The sequence below is a fragment of the Micromonospora sp. CA-248212 genome (assembly GCF_050948405.1).
In the GTDB taxonomy this organism is placed as follows: Bacteria; Actinomycetota; Actinomycetes; order Mycobacteriales; family Micromonosporaceae; genus Micromonospora.
Map to the genome: position 1 here is coordinate 2,803,127 of NZ_CP192023.1, position 17,399 is coordinate 2,820,525.

At 66.2% G+C, this 17,399-nt stretch carries 8 protein-coding genes and 1 pseudogene; 6 read left to right on the forward strand and 3 right to left on the reverse strand.

The annotated features are described in order from the left end of the window. Positions 1–40: 40 nt before the first annotated feature. The 6 genes and pseudogenes from ACQP03_RS13485 to ACQP03_RS13510 all read left to right on the forward strand — a co-directional run bounded on the left by ACQP03_RS13485 (position 41) and on the right by ACQP03_RS13510 (position 14,673). Positions 41–10,789 (forward strand): LamG-like jellyroll fold domain-containing protein, encoded by a 10,749-nt coding sequence (locus ACQP03_RS13485; protein WP_433460935.1) that lies wholly within the window; start codon positions 41–43, stop codon positions 10,787–10,789. Positions 10,790–10,798: 9 nt separating this feature from the next. After that, the gene (locus ACQP03_RS13490) at positions 10,799–11,371 is read left to right on the forward strand and encodes a suppressor of fused domain protein (RefSeq protein WP_357172048.1); all 573 of its coding nucleotides are present in this window, start codon (positions 10,799–10,801) and stop codon (positions 11,369–11,371) included. A gap of 120 nt (positions 11,372–11,491) precedes the next feature. Next, complete coding sequence (locus ACQP03_RS13495) at positions 11,492–12,073, forward strand: Imm5 family immunity protein (protein ID WP_357396550.1); 582 nt, start codon at positions 11,492–11,494, stop codon at positions 12,071–12,073. A 551-nt stretch (positions 12,074–12,624) separates the two neighbouring features. Beyond that, positions 12,625–12,864, forward strand: coding sequence for a hypothetical protein (locus ACQP03_RS13500; RefSeq protein ID WP_357120891.1), 240 nt, complete (start codon positions 12,625–12,627; stop codon positions 12,862–12,864). A 326-nt stretch (positions 12,865–13,190) separates the two neighbouring features. Next, positions 13,191–13,421 (forward strand): annotated as a pseudogene (locus ACQP03_RS13505) (site-specific DNA-methyltransferase); the annotation flags it as partial. 223 nt (positions 13,422–13,644) lie between these two features. Next, positions 13,645–14,673 carry a hypothetical protein gene (locus ACQP03_RS13510; RefSeq protein WP_357120894.1) on the forward strand — a complete coding sequence of 343 codons (1,029 nt, stop codon included), beginning with the start codon at positions 13,645–13,647 and terminating at the stop codon, positions 14,671–14,673. 116 nt (positions 14,674–14,789) lie between these two features. Here ACQP03_RS13510 and ACQP03_RS13515 read toward each other — a convergent pair whose 3' ends face one another. The 3 genes from ACQP03_RS13515 to ACQP03_RS13525 all read right to left on the reverse strand — a co-directional run bounded on the left by ACQP03_RS13515 (position 14,790) and on the right by ACQP03_RS13525 (position 17,305). Beyond that, entirely contained in the window at positions 14,790–15,251 is a 462-nt protein-coding gene (locus tag ACQP03_RS13515; protein ID WP_357120897.1) for a hypothetical protein, read from the reverse strand. After that, positions 15,226–15,891, reverse strand: coding sequence for an RNA polymerase sigma factor (locus ACQP03_RS13520; RefSeq protein WP_357120900.1), 666 nt, complete (start codon positions 15,889–15,891; stop codon positions 15,226–15,228). The genes ACQP03_RS13515 and ACQP03_RS13520 overlap by 26 nt, the downstream gene beginning before the upstream one ends. 103 nt (positions 15,892–15,994) lie before the next feature. Continuing rightward, positions 15,995–17,305 carry a S8 family peptidase gene (locus tag ACQP03_RS13525; RefSeq protein ID WP_357120903.1) on the reverse strand — a complete coding sequence of 437 codons (1,311 nt, stop codon included), beginning with the start codon at positions 17,303–17,305 and terminating at the stop codon, positions 15,995–15,997. Positions 17,306–17,399 lie beyond the last annotated feature (94 nt).

The window sequence follows — 17,399 nt, forward strand, 5'->3', positions numbered from 1 at the left end:
CTCGCGGAGGCCTGTGTATCGACGGGTCGCAACCGTTCTGGTGATCGTCCTGGTTCTCGGTGTTGGTGCTCCACGAGAGCCGCTGCCCATCGTGGCGGGCTCTGGCTTCCCGCTCAGTTGGTTCTGGTCACTGCTGGAGGCCCGACCGTCCTGGGCTTCAAGCAATCCGCCCACCCCGAAGCAGCAGGTGGGAAAGAACCCGCCGCGCAGTCACTATGCAGAGGCTCCGCTCACCGAGGATCGCAGCAAGCCCGTGCGGGCGAAGGGCGAGCTGGCGCGCTCTGAGCCCCACCGGCCCGAAAGCACGGTGCGCAAAGCCGGCGAGCCGTCGCGCGGATTCGAGCTCAAGACCAGCAAGCGGCAAGCGGCAGGCGCCACCGAGCAGACCGAGATGTTCCGTAACGCGGACGGCTCGTACACCCGGAGGGTCTACCAGCAGCCGGTCAACTTCCGGGCGGCGGACGGGTCGTGGCAGCCAATCGACGGCAAGCTGGTGCGGGGTGCCGACGGTCGGCTCCGGCCGCGGGCCAACGGGCAGAAGATCGAGTTCGACGCCTCGGGCGGTGATCCCGCAGCGCGCACGACAGGCACGACGCCATTGGTCAGCATGACCTTCGACGCAGGTCGAAGCCTTGCTTACCGGATCGCGGGCGCAGACATTGGCCTCCCCGAGGTGAGCGGCGAACTGGCGACGTACCGCCAGGTCTTCCCGAACGTCGACCTGAGACTTGCTACCGCAGGACGCGAGGTCAAAGAAAGTCTGGTCTTCCACTCAGCGGACGTTCCCACGGAGTACACCTATCCCCTCGCACTGATCGGGCTTACAGCCGCAGTCGATGGCGACGGGTCGGTGGTGTTCCGAGCGGCGGGGGGTCAGGAGGTCGCCCGGATGCCCGCAGCGTTCATGGAGGACGCCGCCGGTGACGCTTCTGGCGCCGGTGCGATGTCCCGCGACATCCGCTACTCCCTTGTCGACACCGCTGACGGCCCTGCGCTGAAGATGACGGTCGACGGCGCCTGGCTACATGACCCGAAGCGGGCGTTCCCGGTTGTGCTCGACCCGACCATCGCCACCACACAAGGCGATACCTACGTCCAATCTGGCAGCACCGAGTCTGACCGGTCGACCGAGGACAGTATCGGGATCGGCACATTCAACAACGGTGTGGCCAAGGCGCAGGGACTGCTACCGTTCCCGAGCTTCTCCACTGCCTACGCGGGCAAGAAGATCAGCACGGCCAAGCTCAACCTCTTCATGAGCTACCAGGGCCTCAACACCGGCTGCGAGGTCCACCGTTTCGACGTCTTCGCCGTCAAGTCGGACTGGTCTTCAACCGGCGTTCGATCCACGAATTTCCCGACATTGTCGAGTTCCATCGGTAACGCATCACCCACCAGCACTGCGGCCTGTGGTAACCAGGCGAAAATCCGGAACGTAGGCATCTGGGTGCCGGTCACGCTCAACGTGTCGGAGGTCAATAACTGGGTCACCGGCGGTGCCAACTACGGCCTCGCGCTGAAAGCCGAGAGCGAGACCAACGTCAAGGCGTGGAAGCGGTTCACCTCAGTCGATGCCGGCCTCGATAACTCAACGATGCGCTGTGCCCATGCGACCTACGGCTCGATCAAGTGTGATGCCTTCCTCGACGTCACCTACACGGACAATGTCCCGCCACAGCTCGACGTCCGCTACCCGGCCAACAACTACGCCGTCAATACGCTGACCCCGGAGCTCGCCGCCGCCGGGAGCGACCCGGACAGCTGGCCCAACAAGGGCTTGCGGTACAACTACTTCGTCTATGACGAGGCAGGTGCGCAGCTCAGCACCTCCGGTTGGGTGACCGCCGGCGTTTGGAAGGTGCCTGCTGGCGTCCTCGTCTGGGGCAAGACCTACGAGTACGCGGTGCAAGTCAATGACTACTCGTCCACCTCGGCCGTCGCCCCGGTGAAGTATGCGTTCACCACCCAGGTGCCACAGCAGATGGTGACCTCCGACCTGGCGCAGAACGGCGGAAAGGGTTACGAGCCGAGTACGGGTAATTACACCACCTCCGACACGGATGTGGAGGTGACGACGGTCGGTCCGGCGCTCAGCATCACGAGGGACTACAACAGCCTCGACACCCGCGTATTTGGGGCGTTTGGTCGAGGCTGGTCGTCGCTGCTCGACATGCAGGCCCGTGAGTCGGCCGACGCGAGTGGTGCCCTGCAAACGGTGGCGGTGCGCTACCCGAGCGGTGAGGATATCTCGTTCGGTCGCAACCCCGACGGCAGTTGGACACCGCCCTTGGGGCGATACTCCGTCTTCAAGGCGGTCACCGGCGGTTACACATTGACCGACAAGGACACCACTACGTACGAGTTCACCCAGGCGGCGACCGGTGGAGTCTACGGCCTGACCCGGATCACCGACGCTGCGGGCCGTTCGCTGACCGTGCACTACGACGCTGCTGGGTTGGTCGACGAGGTGCGATCCGTGGCCTCAAGTCGCGCACTCCGCATATCGTGGTCGCGTCCACCGAACTCGACGTATCCACACGTCTCGGCAATTACCACGGACCCGGTCGTCAAGGGCGACGCGGCCAGCGCGGTGACGTGGACCTACAACTACGACGGCGACCTGCTGACGAACGTTTGTCCGCCTTCTGGGGCCGCGAACTGTTCCAGCTACCAGTACACGCTGACGCCGCAGCACGCCACCACTGTGCTCAACACCGACCCGTATTCGTTCTGGCGGCTCAACGAGAGCCCTGGTGCGACGGTCGCACAGAGCGCGGTGCTGAGCAACGACGGCGTGGACAACGCCACCTACGCCAACGTCACCCTCGGGAGTTCCGGCCCGGTGGCTAGTTCGACCTCCACGGCAGCAAGCTTCAACGGCACGTCGTCGTCGGTGAAACTGCCGGCGAAGCTGGTGACCGAGGCGTCGTACCAATCGATCAGCATGTGGTTCCGCACGAGCAGCCCCACCGGCGTGCTTTTCAGCCATCAGGTCGACCCGGTCAGTGCGGGTGCCACGACGACCAAGACCTACACCCCGACTCTCTACGTGGGGTCGGACGGTAAGTTGCACGGACAGTTCTGGACGGGCAGCACCGCGAACACCATGGCCTCGCCCAACACGGTAGTCGACGGTCAGTGGCACCACGTTGCCTTGGCCGGCAATGGCGGCAACCAGGCCCTCTACGTCGACGGTGCCCGCGTCGCCACGCTGACCGCCACGATCAATCTTGACCTTGGCATGACGAACGGCTATGTGGGTGCCGGCTTCCTCGGCGGCGCTTGGCCTGCGCAACCGAACACCGCGGCCACCGCCACGTTCTTCAACGGGTCGATCGCCGATGTGGTCTTCCACAATCGGGCCATCACAACGCCCACGGCGACCTCCCTGCACAGCAGTGGTGTTGCGGCTGACCCCTTGCTGACGCGGATCACGACGCCCGGTGGTCGGGTCCAGGCCGTCGTCGAGTACGACGCGGTGACGGGCCGGGTCAAGCAGGTCACCGACGAAATCGGCGGAACGTGGAAGATCGGAACACCGACCGTCGGTGGGTCCAGCCTGGTGTACGTGTCGTCGGTGCTCGGGTCGCAACCGGAGCACTATTTCCGGCTTGCCGACATTCAGGCACCCACCCAGCCGGTGAACGAGGTGCGCGGCGAGTTCGACGAGGCGCGGTATCGAAACGTCACGTTCAACACGACCCAACCCAACACGACGAGCCCGTTCGCCGATTCGTACGGGGCAGTGTTCAACGGCACCAACGCTTATGTCGAGCTGAACACCATGGCGGACCTCGGCGGCGGTCCGTACGACGCCACCAAGTCGGTCGAGATGTGGTTCAAGACCCCGGCAGGCAGCGCCAAGAGCGGCGTGCTGCTGGGCTACACCAACGGCCAGATGGACTTGCCGCCGTCGACGACGGGGGCGACCACCTGGACGCCAGCTCTCTATGTCGGTGGGGACGGCTATCTGCGCGGCGAGTTCTGGGCCCCGTCATCACCCGTCGTCCAGTCCCCGTCGAAGGTCAATGACGGTAAGTGGCACCACATCGCCGTCACCCAGACTCCGAGCCAGCAGTTGCTCTACCTTGATGGAGACATGGTCGGAGGCCATGCCGGCACTGTTCAAGACCTGGCCAGGGTGGCCGCATACCTCGGTACGGGCATCACCAAGGGCTGGCCCGGATCCACGCAGGATGTCTCCTACTTCACCGGGAACATCGCCGAGGTGGCCTTCTACAAAACGCCGCTGAGTGCCGCGGAGGTCGACCGGCACTGGAAGGCGTCGAAGAGCACCACACAGCCTGGCTCCGGCACCACCGGGTCGACGCTGACCTCGATTACCACGACGACGGTCACCGACCCGAAGGGCAAGACCTCTACGCAGGTCTTCGACCTGGTCAACGGTAACCGGCTGATCGCGTCCACCGACGTATTGGGCAACACCACCACTTACGGGTACGACATCGGCGGCTTCGGTTCCGTGACCTACGATCCGCTGCGGAACAAGACCGAGACCGGCCGCGACGTACGGGGAAACACGGTCCGTACGAGCGCGTGCCTCACGTCGACAACATGTAAATCGGCCTATTACAACTACTATCCGGATGCGACAAGCATTAACCTTGCACCGGATCCACGTAACGATCAACTGATTGAATACCGCACGGCCAACTCGTACAGCCCGACCGATCCGATGTTCCTCACCCGGTTCGGATACGACACCGCCGGCAACCGAACGAGCACCACGACGCCGCCCGTCGCGGGCTTTCCCGATGGCAAGACCACTACCGTCACCTACACCAGCGCGACCACCGCAGCGGTTGGAGGCGGAACGACGCCGCCCGGACTGCCGGTGACGACCAGGTCCGCTGGCGGCGCCACCCAGACCAACGAGTACAACTCCGCGGGTGATTTGGCACGGATCACTGACGGAGCGGGACTGGTGACCGAATTCGCTTACGACGGCCTGGGTCGGATCACCGCCAAGACCGTCAAGACCGAGACCCTGGGGGACCTGACCACCTCCATGAGGTACGACGCGGAGGGCCAGGTCGTCGAACAGACCGAGCCCCCCGTGCTGAACCAGGTCACCGGTGCCGTGCACACCGGCCGAACGTCGACCGACTACGACCCCGACGGCAACGTCACGGGACGCCGGGTGCAAGACCTGACCGGCGGCGACGCGGAACGTGCGGTCCAGAGTTTCTACGACGACCACGGCAGGATGATCAAAACGGTCAATCCTGCGGGGGTGGTCACCCTGCTCGAATACGACGTCTACGGCAACACCACGGCCGAGGTCACCTGCGACAGTTCACCATCACCTGGCGATCCCTGCCCCTCCGGGGACGTGCTGCACGCGGTACGGAAGACCTTCGACGGCGAGGGCAACGACCTCACCACCACGATCACCGGCGCCGACGGCACCACCACCCAGGTCAGCTTCAAGGCGTACTTCCCGGACGGCAATCTCGCCTCCGACACGGACGCCATGAATTACACGACGAACTACACCTACAACGGCAACGGCACGCTGCGCCGGGTCACCCGCACCGACGGCACCCGAACGTACGTGCTCGAGGAGAACATCCACCGGCCAGACGGGGAATTGGAGAGCCAGGAGACCAACAACGGCGCGACCATCACCTCATACACCCGCGACCCTGCCAACCGGGTTGTGCAGATCAGCGCGACGGCGCCGGCGGACGTCTACAACAACACTGAACGTGTCACCAGCTTCAGCTTCGACGCCGATGACCATGTGCTGGCCACTCGAACAAGCGACCGCGGCGGCGCGTCAGTTCTGCAGACGACCAACCGTACTTACGATCCACTCGGCCGAATGAAGTCGGAACGGATCGCCACCGACCCCTCAGTCTCGCCTAACGCCTGGTTCAAGCTTGACGAAACCAGCTTCAGCGACGGATACAACGTCGCCTACGACTCGACAGCATCGGCCAGCAAGGCGACCGGCGGAGCCGACGTGACCATGTCCGGGGGCGTCGCCACGTTCAGTGGTGGCCGAGGTCTCCGAATCGGCGATCATGCCATCGACACTGCCAGATCGTATTCGATCTCTGCCTGGGTGAAGCCAAAGGACTTCCTCAAGGACCAGACCGCGCTGACTCAGCTCGGCTTCTACGGGACCGCGTACTACCTTGAGTACAACAAGACCCTGAACAAGTGGGCCTTCCGCGTGCCGTCGTCAGACTCGGCCACGCCGTCGGCCATCTACTCGGCCACCTCCAGCAACGCGTTGGTCGCAAACAGTTGGGTTCATCTGGTTGGTGTCTACAACGCCACCAGTAAGGCGCTCAGCCTCTACGTCAACAACGTCGCCGGTACCGGGGCCACCAACCCGACCCCGTTCGCATCGCAGTCGCCGACCATCGGCGGCGGCTACCTCGGCATGGGTGCCTACGCCAGCTACAGCGGCTCCATCGACAACGTGCAGCTTTACCAACGAGCCCTGTCCGCCGCCGAGATCAACACGCTCTACGCCGGAGGCAACGGCCGCACCGGTGAGGCACTCGCGTCGACCACCGGCCTGACGACCAACTACACGATCGACAAGCTGGGCAACACGACCGCCACCACCGACCCCAAAGGCAAGACCACCAGCTACGAGTACGACGAGGCCGGCCAGTTGGTAAAGACGGTGGAGCCGTCCGTGACTGCCGAGGTGTTCGGCACGGCAGGTGTAACCGTCGTCCCGGTCTCCCGTATCGGCTACAACACCTTCGGCGAGATAGTCGAGACACAGGACCCACTCTCGAATGTCACCCGTACCCGAGTCGACCCTCTCGGCCGGCCCACCGAGGTGATCGCACCGGACTACACACCGCCCGGCGGTACGCCAATCGTGGGGGCCTCGGTGATCACCAACTACGACAAGCTCGATCGGGTGCGCTCGGTGACCAACGCCGACGGTAAGACGACGAGCTATGAATACGACGCCCTCGGCAATCGGGTCGCAGTCACCGATCCGCGGGGCAAGGTGTCCCGAGCGAGCTACGACAAGCTCGGCCGCGTTCTGGACTCGATCGACCCGACCGGTGCCAAGCAGTCGTCGACGTACGACCTGATGGACCGCCCGCTCACCACGAGCCAGGTGGTCCGCCAGACCGGCGAGACCAACACCACCAACTATGACTACGGCACCGGCGCGCTCGGTCAGGGCCCGTGGCCCCAGTCGGTGACCACCGCCGCAGGCGTGAAGACATCGAGCACCTACGACTTCACCGGCGCGCCACTGACCACCACCGACGGTGCGAACAATCAGACCAAGTACGAGTATGACGGACTTGGCCGCGCCACCAGGATCACCATGCCGGATGGCACCGCGCAGACCGCCAGCTACGACCCCCTCGGCCGACTCAGGCAGCAGCAGGACCTGGATGCCGCAGGAACCGTACTCGTCACCCGATCAAAGGGTTACGACGACAACGGCAACCTGACGTCGTCGACGGACGGGCGCACGACCACCACCACCTTCGAATACGACGCGATGAACCGACTGACGAGCGAGAGCCAGCCGGTCACCGCCACCACCGCGATCACGACCAGCTTCGGATACGACGCCGCAGGTAACCAGACTCGCTTTACCGACGGCCGGGGCAACCAGTTCTGGACCACCTACAACACCTGGGGCCTGCCCGAATCGCGAATCGAACCATCGACCCCTGCCTACCCAAACCTGGCCGACCGCACCTTCACCACGACCTATGACAAGGCCGCTCGGGTCGTCGACCAAATCGCTCCCGGCGGGGTAAGAACCAGCAACAGCTACGACGACGCTGGCCGACTGACCCGACAGTCCGGCACTGGTGCTGAGGCCACCACGGCCGACCGGACCTTCGACTACGACGACGCCGGCCGGCTCACCGGATTCGCGGTCCCGGCCGGCACGGCAGACGTCTCGTACGACGACCGCGGCCTACCGTTGTCCATCACCGGTCCCGGCGACTCGTCCTCGTTCACCTACAACAAGGACGGAAAGACGGCCTCGCGCACCGACGCCGCCGGGAGCAGCAGCTACACCTACGACACCGCTGGCCGGTTCCGGACGGCGACCAACACCGCCACCGGCGTCAACCTCGTGGTCGGCTACAACAACATGTCGCAGATGTCGTCGATCAGTTACAACTCCGGCAACGTGCGGAGCTTTGGATATGACGCGATGCACCGCCTCAAGTCCGACACTCTGAAAAACGCCGCCGGCACCACCACCCTCGGCTCGATCACCTACGGCTACGACAACAACAACAACGAAACCTCGAAGGTCACCACCGGCTTCGCCGGGTCCAGCGCCAACACCTATACGTACGACCTCGCCGACCGGCTGTCGACATGGAACAACGGCAGTACCACCATCGGCTACACATACGATGGAGCAGGCAACAGGACCCAAGCCGGCGGGAAGATCTTCACCTACGACGCGCGGAACCAGCTCTCGACGCAGAGCGGTGGGATCTCGTACGCGTACACCGCACGCGGGACCTTGCGCCAGACCAGCTCAGCGGCAGGAGCGTTCACCACCACCACCGACGCCTTCGGCCAGGTGGTTTCCCAACAGTCGGCCGGAGGCACCCGCACCTACTCCTACGACGGGCTTGGTCGCGCCGTCGTACCGGGATTTCGATACACAGGTCTCGACAATGATCTAGCCCAGGACAGCGGGGCGACCTACACCCGTGGCCCTGACGGTTCGCTGCTCGCGGCCGGCACCGGCACCGGCACGGGTTCTCGGTACGTCTGGACAGACCAGCATGACGATGTCGTGGGCCAATTCACCGCCACCGGCACCACTCTTTCCGGGTCGACCACCTATGACCCCGTTGGCACCGTCGTCGCTTCGTCCGGTCTAGTCGGCAGCTTGGGCTACCAGTCCGAGTGGACTGACAACCTGACAGGGCGGGTCAACATGCTCGCCCGCTGGTACAACCCGGATACCGGTCAGTTCGACACCCGAGACACTGCGTCCAACAATCCGGTGCCCGACTCGGTCAACGCCAACCGCTTCCAGTACGGCGACGCGAACCCGTTGACGACGACGGACCCGACTGGACACTGGGGCCTTTCGAGCCTCAAGTCGGCCTTCCGTAGCACCGTGTCTGTGGTCACCAACCCTGTGGCGGCGATCCAGAGCACCTATCGGGCGACGACGACCCTGGCAAAGAGCTCCTACCAGGCGTTCAACTACGTCCGATCCGGTAAGGCGTGGCAGGACGTCAAGAAGACAGCGCGCAACGTCAAGAACAACCTGAAGAAGGCCGCCCATGCCGTCAAGGACACCACGGTCCGTTGGGCGAAGAAAAAGATCCAAAAAGTTAAGGACGCGTATCACGACGCCAAAAAGTGTGCCTCTGGCGGCGTCAGGAAATGCGTGAAAGAGACTGCGAAGAAGGCGGCAAAATCCGCTGTCACTAACCTCAAATCGACAGTGGAGGCGATCAAGAAGGATCCGTGGAAGTTCGCGGCGACGGTGGCCGTGGGTATCGCGGCGACAGTCGCAGTGGGCGCTCTCTGCGCCACCGGCGTCGGGTGCCTGATCCTGGCCGGCGCCGCCGCCGGAGCGATGTCCGCTGGTGCCGGATACATGGTCGACGTGGCTCGGGGTGACGAGAAGTTCTCATTGGGCAACCTAGCCAGCACGATGATTGAGGGCGGCCTGGACGGCGGTCTATCGGCCGGCGTGAGCAGGCTGACCGGAGGTGCGACGAAGCTCGCTGGTGGTGGAGCCAGTCGGGCGCTCGGCGGCAAGAGTGGCAGAAGCGCGACGCCGAGCCGGCCGCAGCGCGGCGAGGGACGACAGGGCGTCTCGGGTTGCAACACCCCGCGGCACAGCTTCGATCCGGCCACCCGCGTTCTGATGGCCGACGGCAGCACCAAGGCGATCAAAGACATTGCACTGGGCGACAAGGTGGCGGCGACCGACCCCGAGGCTGAGAAGACTGCGGCCAAGAGCGTGACCGCCCTGCACGTCAACCAGGACCGAGACCTCACCAACGTCACAGTGCGTGATGCCAACTCGGGTAAGTCGACGGTGCTGAAGACCACGCAACACCATCCGTTCTGGGACGCGACCGACCGCAAGTGGGTGGACGCGGCTGAGCTGAAGGTCGGCCACCGCTTGCTCGTGCACGACGACAAGCGGCTGGAGGGTGACGGCACCGGCGCTGGCATGGGTGGTGGGGGACCTGGAGTGCAGGTGACCGTGGTCGAGGTTGAGAACCTCGACGGCGACGCCGAGATGCGCGACCTCACCGTCGCCGACATCCACACCTACTATGTGATGGCCGGCGACGACCCGGTACTAGTCCATAATTGCGGCGGAGGCGAAGACGGCCACAATGCGGCGTGTCAATGCGCCACTGGCGGCCGACCGATCGGGGCCGATGGGCGGTTCCTGGCAAATCCCAATACGCCCGTCCCAGGTGCGGTGGACGCCAACGGTATGGTGCGCGGTACGAACGCGCCCGGTTACACGACGAGCCGGGGCGGTTGGCGGGCAGATACGACGAATGACGCCTGGGCGAACGGTACCCCGGGACCCAGCGGCGGCGTGATCTGTCCACGCCAGGGTCCGAATTGCGCGGGCGAAGTCTTCCGTAATCCGGCGGCCGGCCAGCCCTCCGGCGACATGGGTCACTACCCCACGGCACATACGAATCGTCTATATCCAGAGAGCATGAGTCGCGCGGATTTCTTAGATGAATATCAGAAAGATGTGCGAATAGAATGCATTCCATGTAACCGAGGTGCCGGTAACCGCCAGGACGGGTAGGGTGTCGAGGTGCCTATACTGATCGATCATCTCGAGCGCCGCCTGGGGCAGCTGACCGGTGGCTGGAAGGGTACTGCGCGCAACGGACTTCCAACGGTCAACGTGGCGTACCTTACCGGTGGCATCTTCGCGGCTACCACCGGCTACGCCACCGTGGGGCTCAGTCGTGTGCCGCTGCACCGTCCAGGTCACGACGCGCACCTCTTCCTGGAGTTCATCGCCGCCGAGCATGGCCCTGCGGATGTGACACACAGTATGTTCCCTCGGGCGTTGGAATTTGTCGTGTCGAGGTGCCTTGATGCCCGTGAAGCGGTCCTTCGAGGCAATGTCATACCACTACCCAAAGACATCGTCGGTGATTCCGGTTTCGCCTCGCTTTATGCGGCGCTGCCCGTTTACTACGACCCCGATTTTAAGTCGGTCATCCTTGAGAATGGTGATGCGGTTGCTATCGTGTGGCTAATCCCCGTCACTTCTGGTGAAGCGCAATTCGTTGCGGATCATGGATGGGAGCGGTTTGAGCAGATATTGCTCCAGCGTGATCCTGATCTGATGGATATGAATAGGGAGTCGATCGTCTGAGGACGATTCGGTGACCACAGCGTCAATAACCAGTATTTATCTTCGCACAGTGGGTCACCGATCCGGCTGCTGTAACCGTGTTCCGCCCGAGCGGCACTCGGGAACAGGAGTAGTCGCGGAGTGACCGAAGAGACCGTTGTCCGCCTAGCCGACGGGTACATCGACCGTGTTTCGTCAGAGGGTGAGCTGAAGTGGCCGCTTCGGATGGAGCTGCACCATGCGCTCGAGCAGGTTACGGGCGGCGGCAGTTGGCGTTCGTACCTGCGGCTATCAGCATCGTGTGCGGTGAAGGCATGGCCAGTCTGGCAGGAACGCTTCGTCGAACCGCTTCCCTTTTGCGGTCCCACACCAGGCGCCACGCCCGAACAGCCTCAACTGGGCTTGGTCTACAACTCGGTCCAGCTCAACCGTCTTGCGACGTTCCTCGACAATCGGATGCGTACCGGTCCCGAGACGTTTCCTGCGGTCGCCGCGGGTTTGGCGTGCTGGGCTACCAACCGGGACGTGCTATGGGGCGGGCTAGTGCTGCCCGCAGGCGCCGATGAGGCGGAGGTCGACTCTGAGGATTGGGAACCTTCCTACTTCGCCTCCATCGCCTTAGCTGGCGGAGCCATCTGGGAGACGCCCAGTAACTCTGCTCTTCGTCGCGATTTCTGGTTGTGGTACCTCCGTGTAGCGGTGCCCGCCAGCTACGGTGCCTGAAGACAGATCCCCACCTGTCGGCGCTCGAGCAACTGGCGAGCGATCGGCTGCTGACGAGGCGCGTGCGCGGGCCAGGTATGAAGGGCGGGCACCAGAGCTACCTGGACCCGATGTCAGGGCGGGTTCTTGACCGGTTGCCGTAACGAGCTCGGTAACGGCTCGGGACTGGCACCCGAGGAGCGGCCGGCATGAGGCGGCAGAGGGCGTCAAAAAGGGATGCCCATTTGCTCGTATCTGCGGATGTATCAATCGGTTCTGGCATCCCGTGACAGAATCGTTGTAAACTGGGGGTCAAGGGGTCGTCGGTTCGAATCCGGTCGTCCCGACGCAGGTAAGGGGCCATCTCGGAAGATCGAGACGGCCCCTTTGTCGTACCTGGGTGACCAACTGAGTGACGACGAGCGCGAGCAAGGCACGGACGTCTGTGGACTCCTACGTACTGCTCGACTGCTCCCGTCTGCTGTTGGCGCAGATCACCAACGGCTAATGGTTCCTTCGGGACGAAGCGGTAGAAGGTGAAGTGGGGATCGCTGTCGTGGCAGCATGCGGCGGTGACCTTCGATGATGACCGGTACCTGGATGCCTTCGTCGACTACAGCAGGGGGCATCATTTCGTTCGGTTAGACGTCGAAGTGCCAGCGGAGACTCTGACCGAAGGGTTGGCCGGTCCCGATGACGACGTGCCGCACGGCTCGCTGTGGTTGTCGGCGGACCGGGCCGAGTCGCTGGCTAGGTCGTTGCTCAGTTGCGCGGCAGAGGTGAGGGAGCAGAGCCGCAGGCGCGAGGCGTGAGTGACTAACGGGTGACGATCGGGTTAGACGCCGACGGACGAGCATGGACACCGTGGGACCCATCCGACAGCTCAGCGCAGTTGAAACAGCAAGTCACCGATCCGTGTTGGTTGCCTGGGGGTCTCACAAACACCGGTTGAGGGTGTCAGCGCACCACGGCGCGGCGCGGAGCCGACACCACTTTAGTGAGCACACGCCGCAGCACCAGCCCATGGTGTTGAGCCAAGCCCAGCAGGGCGGGCGCGAGGGCGGTGGTCGCCGTGGCTAAGCACCGCGCAGACAGTGTCGGCAACCCCGACGAGCAGAGCACGACGACTGCCCCCACGATCGGACGTCGTCGGGCTGCTCCCGGCCCCCAAGGCCTGTCGGTGTGGGCGACCGCCCAGTCCACCGGCCCGGTCCAGCGCCGCGGCCGGTACGTCCGCGAGTCCGTGCGGCGCCCGGCGCGGATGCTCCCGGCGATCGCCGCGCACGCCGTCACCGCCTACACGCAACCAGCGGACTTGGTGCTCGACCCGATGTGCGCTATCGGCACCACTGTGGTCGAGGCGATCCACATCGACGTGCCGGCGAAGCGTACCGACACCCTCCGACAGCATCGGGCCGGCCGGGGAAAATATCGATACTCGTCTAATTGGTCGTTCCTCGCTCCATCTGACGGTGACGGGTCCCGCCGGGCGTATCAACCGCGCCGCGCCGCGCTCCTGAACAACGTCATCGCGTCGGCCCGGTAGGAGACAACGCGGGTCGGCGGTCCCTCGACGATGGGAGAAGCCTGTCATGGGCAACGTAGGAAGATACGTCCGCCGCTCGGCGCTGGCCGTGCTTACCGGCACGGCGCTGGCCGCGCTGCTGGCGGTCACCACGGCCGCCGCCGCGCCGGTCGACGCGCGGCAGGACAAGGCCGCGGCGGCCCGCACCGACGTCTACATCCGGGACGTCACCGCCGACGTCGGCGTCCAACCCCACTCGCTCAACCCGCTGTGGGCCAGCCCCGACATCAAGGTCTGCCCGACCGCCGTCGAGTGTGCCGTCAGCCAGAACCCGATCGTCGGCGTCACCAACTACATCTTCATCAAGCTGCGTAACCCCGGCCCGTACGGTTCCGGCACCGGCAGCGGCGTGCTGCGGATTTACCGGACGACGCCGGGTGGCGGTGCCGTCTGGCCGACGCACTGGACCCAGATCGGCGCGATGAACGTGACCGTCTTCGCCGGCACCACGACCGTGACGATCCCGTGGACCGGGGTGCCCGGACCGGGCCACTTCTGCCTGCTGGCCAGGTGGGTGTCGTCCACCGATCCGATGACCTTCGAGGGTCCGGACATCAGCACCAACACCCGCAACAACAACAACATCGCCTGGCGCAACGTCGACTCGGTGCGGCTCGTCGCGGGCGGGACGCCGGTCGTGCGGCCGTTCGCCATCGGCAACTCGCTCCGGGTGGCGACCAAGAACGACCTGGTCTTCACGCAGCCGGGGGAGCCGATTCAGGCCGTGGGCGGCCGGGTCGTCGTCGACCTCGGGCCGACCCTGTTCGAGCGGTGGCAGGCCGGCGGCAAGGTCGGCACCGGCATACGCGAGGTCGGCAGGAACCAGCTGGAGGTCGTCGAACCGGCGAAGGCCCGCCTCGGCAACCTGCTGCTGGAACCGGGTGAGCGGGTCGAGTTCTCCCTCACCTTCGCGGCCGCGGTCGCCTCGGACAAGGAGTTCGCGCTCGATGTGACCCAGTTCGGTCCGGACACGAGCGGTGCGGAGCGGACCGACCTCGGTGGTGTGGAGTACCTGATGAGCGTCGGGAAGCAGTAGCCCCGGCCACCAGCGGGGGTCGTGGGCCTGGGCAGCCCGCGACCCCCGTCGCCGCGCGCTCGCCAGGACGCTCTGGGCGTCCCGGGTGCGCGCCGCCGTCCCAGGTGGACGGTGGGTCAGCGCAGCGAAACCCAGGTGGTGGCCACCGAGTAGCCGTCGGTGTGGGCGCGCAGCCGGACCGGGCCGGGCGGGGGAGCGCCCAGCGAGAAGAAGCCCACCGCGTCGACCGGTGCCTCCGCGTACGTGCCCGAGGCGGTCTGCGCGGACACCCGCCCCCCTCGGGGCGGGGCGAGTTGACCGACGATGCCGGCGTCGGTCACCTCGATCTCCAGCGTCACCACCGCACTGCGGAACGACAGCGTCCGCGTCGACTCGGCCGACCGGGTCAGCGCGGGCGCCGCGTCGCACGCCGAGTCGAACGTCAGCTCGGCGAGCGCCACCTCCGCGTCGACGTTTCGCCAGGCGAACGCCGCCCGCGCGGCGGTCAGGAACTCCTCCGGGACCGACCCGACCTCCCGCAGCGCCGCACCCAGCTCGGCGGTCAGGGCCGCGTCATCGGCCGGCGGCAACGGCTCCATCGCGTTCACCTCCGTTCGTCCGGGTTGCGGCCGTTCCGAGAAACGGGGCGAGCGCCGGGCAGTCCCGTAGCCGACGCAGGCATCTGGCCTGGGTCGGCCCGATGCTGCCGACCGGCACGCTCAGCCGTTCGGCGATCTCCCGGTAGCTGGCCGGCGGGTCGGCGGTCAACAGGGCCAGGAGCTTCTGGCAGCGCGGTGGCAGCTGCGCGAAGCCCTCCCGCAGTGCCTGCCGCCGCTCCGCGCGCAGCAGCTCCTCGTCGGGGGCCGCCACGTCCGCCGTGCGGGAGAAGCCATGGTACGCGTCCAGCGCGTCATCGTACGGGTCGAAGAGCTGGGTGCGACGGCCGAGGCGGGACATCCGGTAGCACTCGCGCCGGGCCGTGGTCGCCAGCCAGGAGGCGAGCGCCTGCGGGTCGCGTATCCGGCTCAGCTGCTCGACGAGACGCAGCCAGACGGTCTGGTTGACGTCGGCGGCGTCGGCGCGGCTCAGGTCGTACGACCGGATCACCGAGTAGACGAGCGGGGTGTACCGGTGGACCAGCTCCACCCACGCCGACTCGTCCCCGCCCGCCGCGGCGGTCACCAGGTCGGTTGCGCTCGGGTCGGTCACGGCGACGCCGTCCGCCGGCTGGTGCGGCACTGCTCCGTCGCTCGCGGCCGCTCGTTCCCGCCGCGGCAACGCTGCACCCGGCACCGGCCGGGGCCACCGCACGGTGCTGCTGATCGGCTCGCGGCCCGGTCGCTCATTCGACGAGCACGCCGTAGTCGGGGTGCCAGCGCGGCGCCGCGAGCAGCGCCAGCCGGGCCGCGTCGGCGCTCAGGCCGCCGGCGGTCATCAGGGCGGCGAGCCGACCGGAGACGTGCGCCGTGGCGAACGAGGTACCGGCCCAGGTGGCGAAGCCATGGAACACCCGGGTCGGGCGGCCCGGCAGCGGCATCTGCCCCTCGACGTACGTGCTGTGGCGCTCGCCGACCGCGCAGACGTCGACCCACGGCCCGTACCCGCTGTAGGTGGCCGGCACCACGCCACCGGAGCCCTGGCTGACCGCCGCCACCGCAACGACCTGGCCCAGCGCGGCGGGCCAGATCGGCCGGCTGGTGCCGGCGTTGCCCGCCGCTGCGACCACGGCGTTCGTCGCGGGTAGCGCGGCCACGGCGTTGGCCAGGGGCAGCGACGGCCTGTCGTCCTGGGTGAATCCGCCCAGCGACAGGTTGACCACGGACACCGCCGGCGCGAGCCGGGCCATCGCGGCCACCACCGACGCCTCGTCGCCAATGCCGGTGGCGGTCAACGCCTGCTCCGGGTCGACCCGGACTCCCGGCGCGGCCTGCCGAACCACGCCGGCGATGAAGGTGCCGTGCCCGCCCTGCGGGGCGAGTACGTCGGTGTGCACGTAGAGCGGGTCCTCGTCGTCGACCTCCGGCAGGTACGCCCCGCCGAGCCACTGTGGGTGGTAGCCGCCGGCCTGCCGCCAAATGCCGGTGTCGCAGATCCCGACGGTCACCCTGGCGCCCTCACCCAGCCGGGCCGGGTCCGGCGGCGGCAGCGCGGCGACCGTCGTGGGCGGGCTGCCCGGGTTGCCCATGATGTTGCCGCAGCCCAGCAGCACGTGGTGCGGCTGCACATTCGGCACCGGCCGCCCCGGCCACTGTTGGGGGTCGCGCAGCTTGGTCACGAGCGCGGGAACGTCGGTCTCCCGGTCGAAGAGCAGCCGGGTGACCCCGGCGAAGCCGTCGCCCACGGCCACCACGTGTCCGCGGGCACGCAGCCAGGCGGTGACCCGCTGGGCGTCGGCGTCGGCGGCGAGCAGCTGCCGTGGCCGGTAGAGGAACTCCCGGCCCGGTGTGGTGTGCCGGCGGACGTTCTTGTCGGCAGCCAGCGCCTCGTCGAAGGCGCGCTGGTAGGCGTCGTCGTCCCCGCTGCCGGCGCGGGCCGGGGCCGCACGGGACCCGACGGCGAACGACGCTGCGGCGGCCAGCGCGGACGCGGCCAGCAGTCGCCGTCGGGACAGTTGGCCGGCCGGGCGCGGCGCGGCGGGATGGTCAGGCGACACGGGTCCTCCATGCGGTCGGCAGAAGCGCCCGCCACTGGCCGGTGTGGCCACGTTTCCCGGGTGTCGTCGATTCTTCCAAAGCATAGGTGCGTGT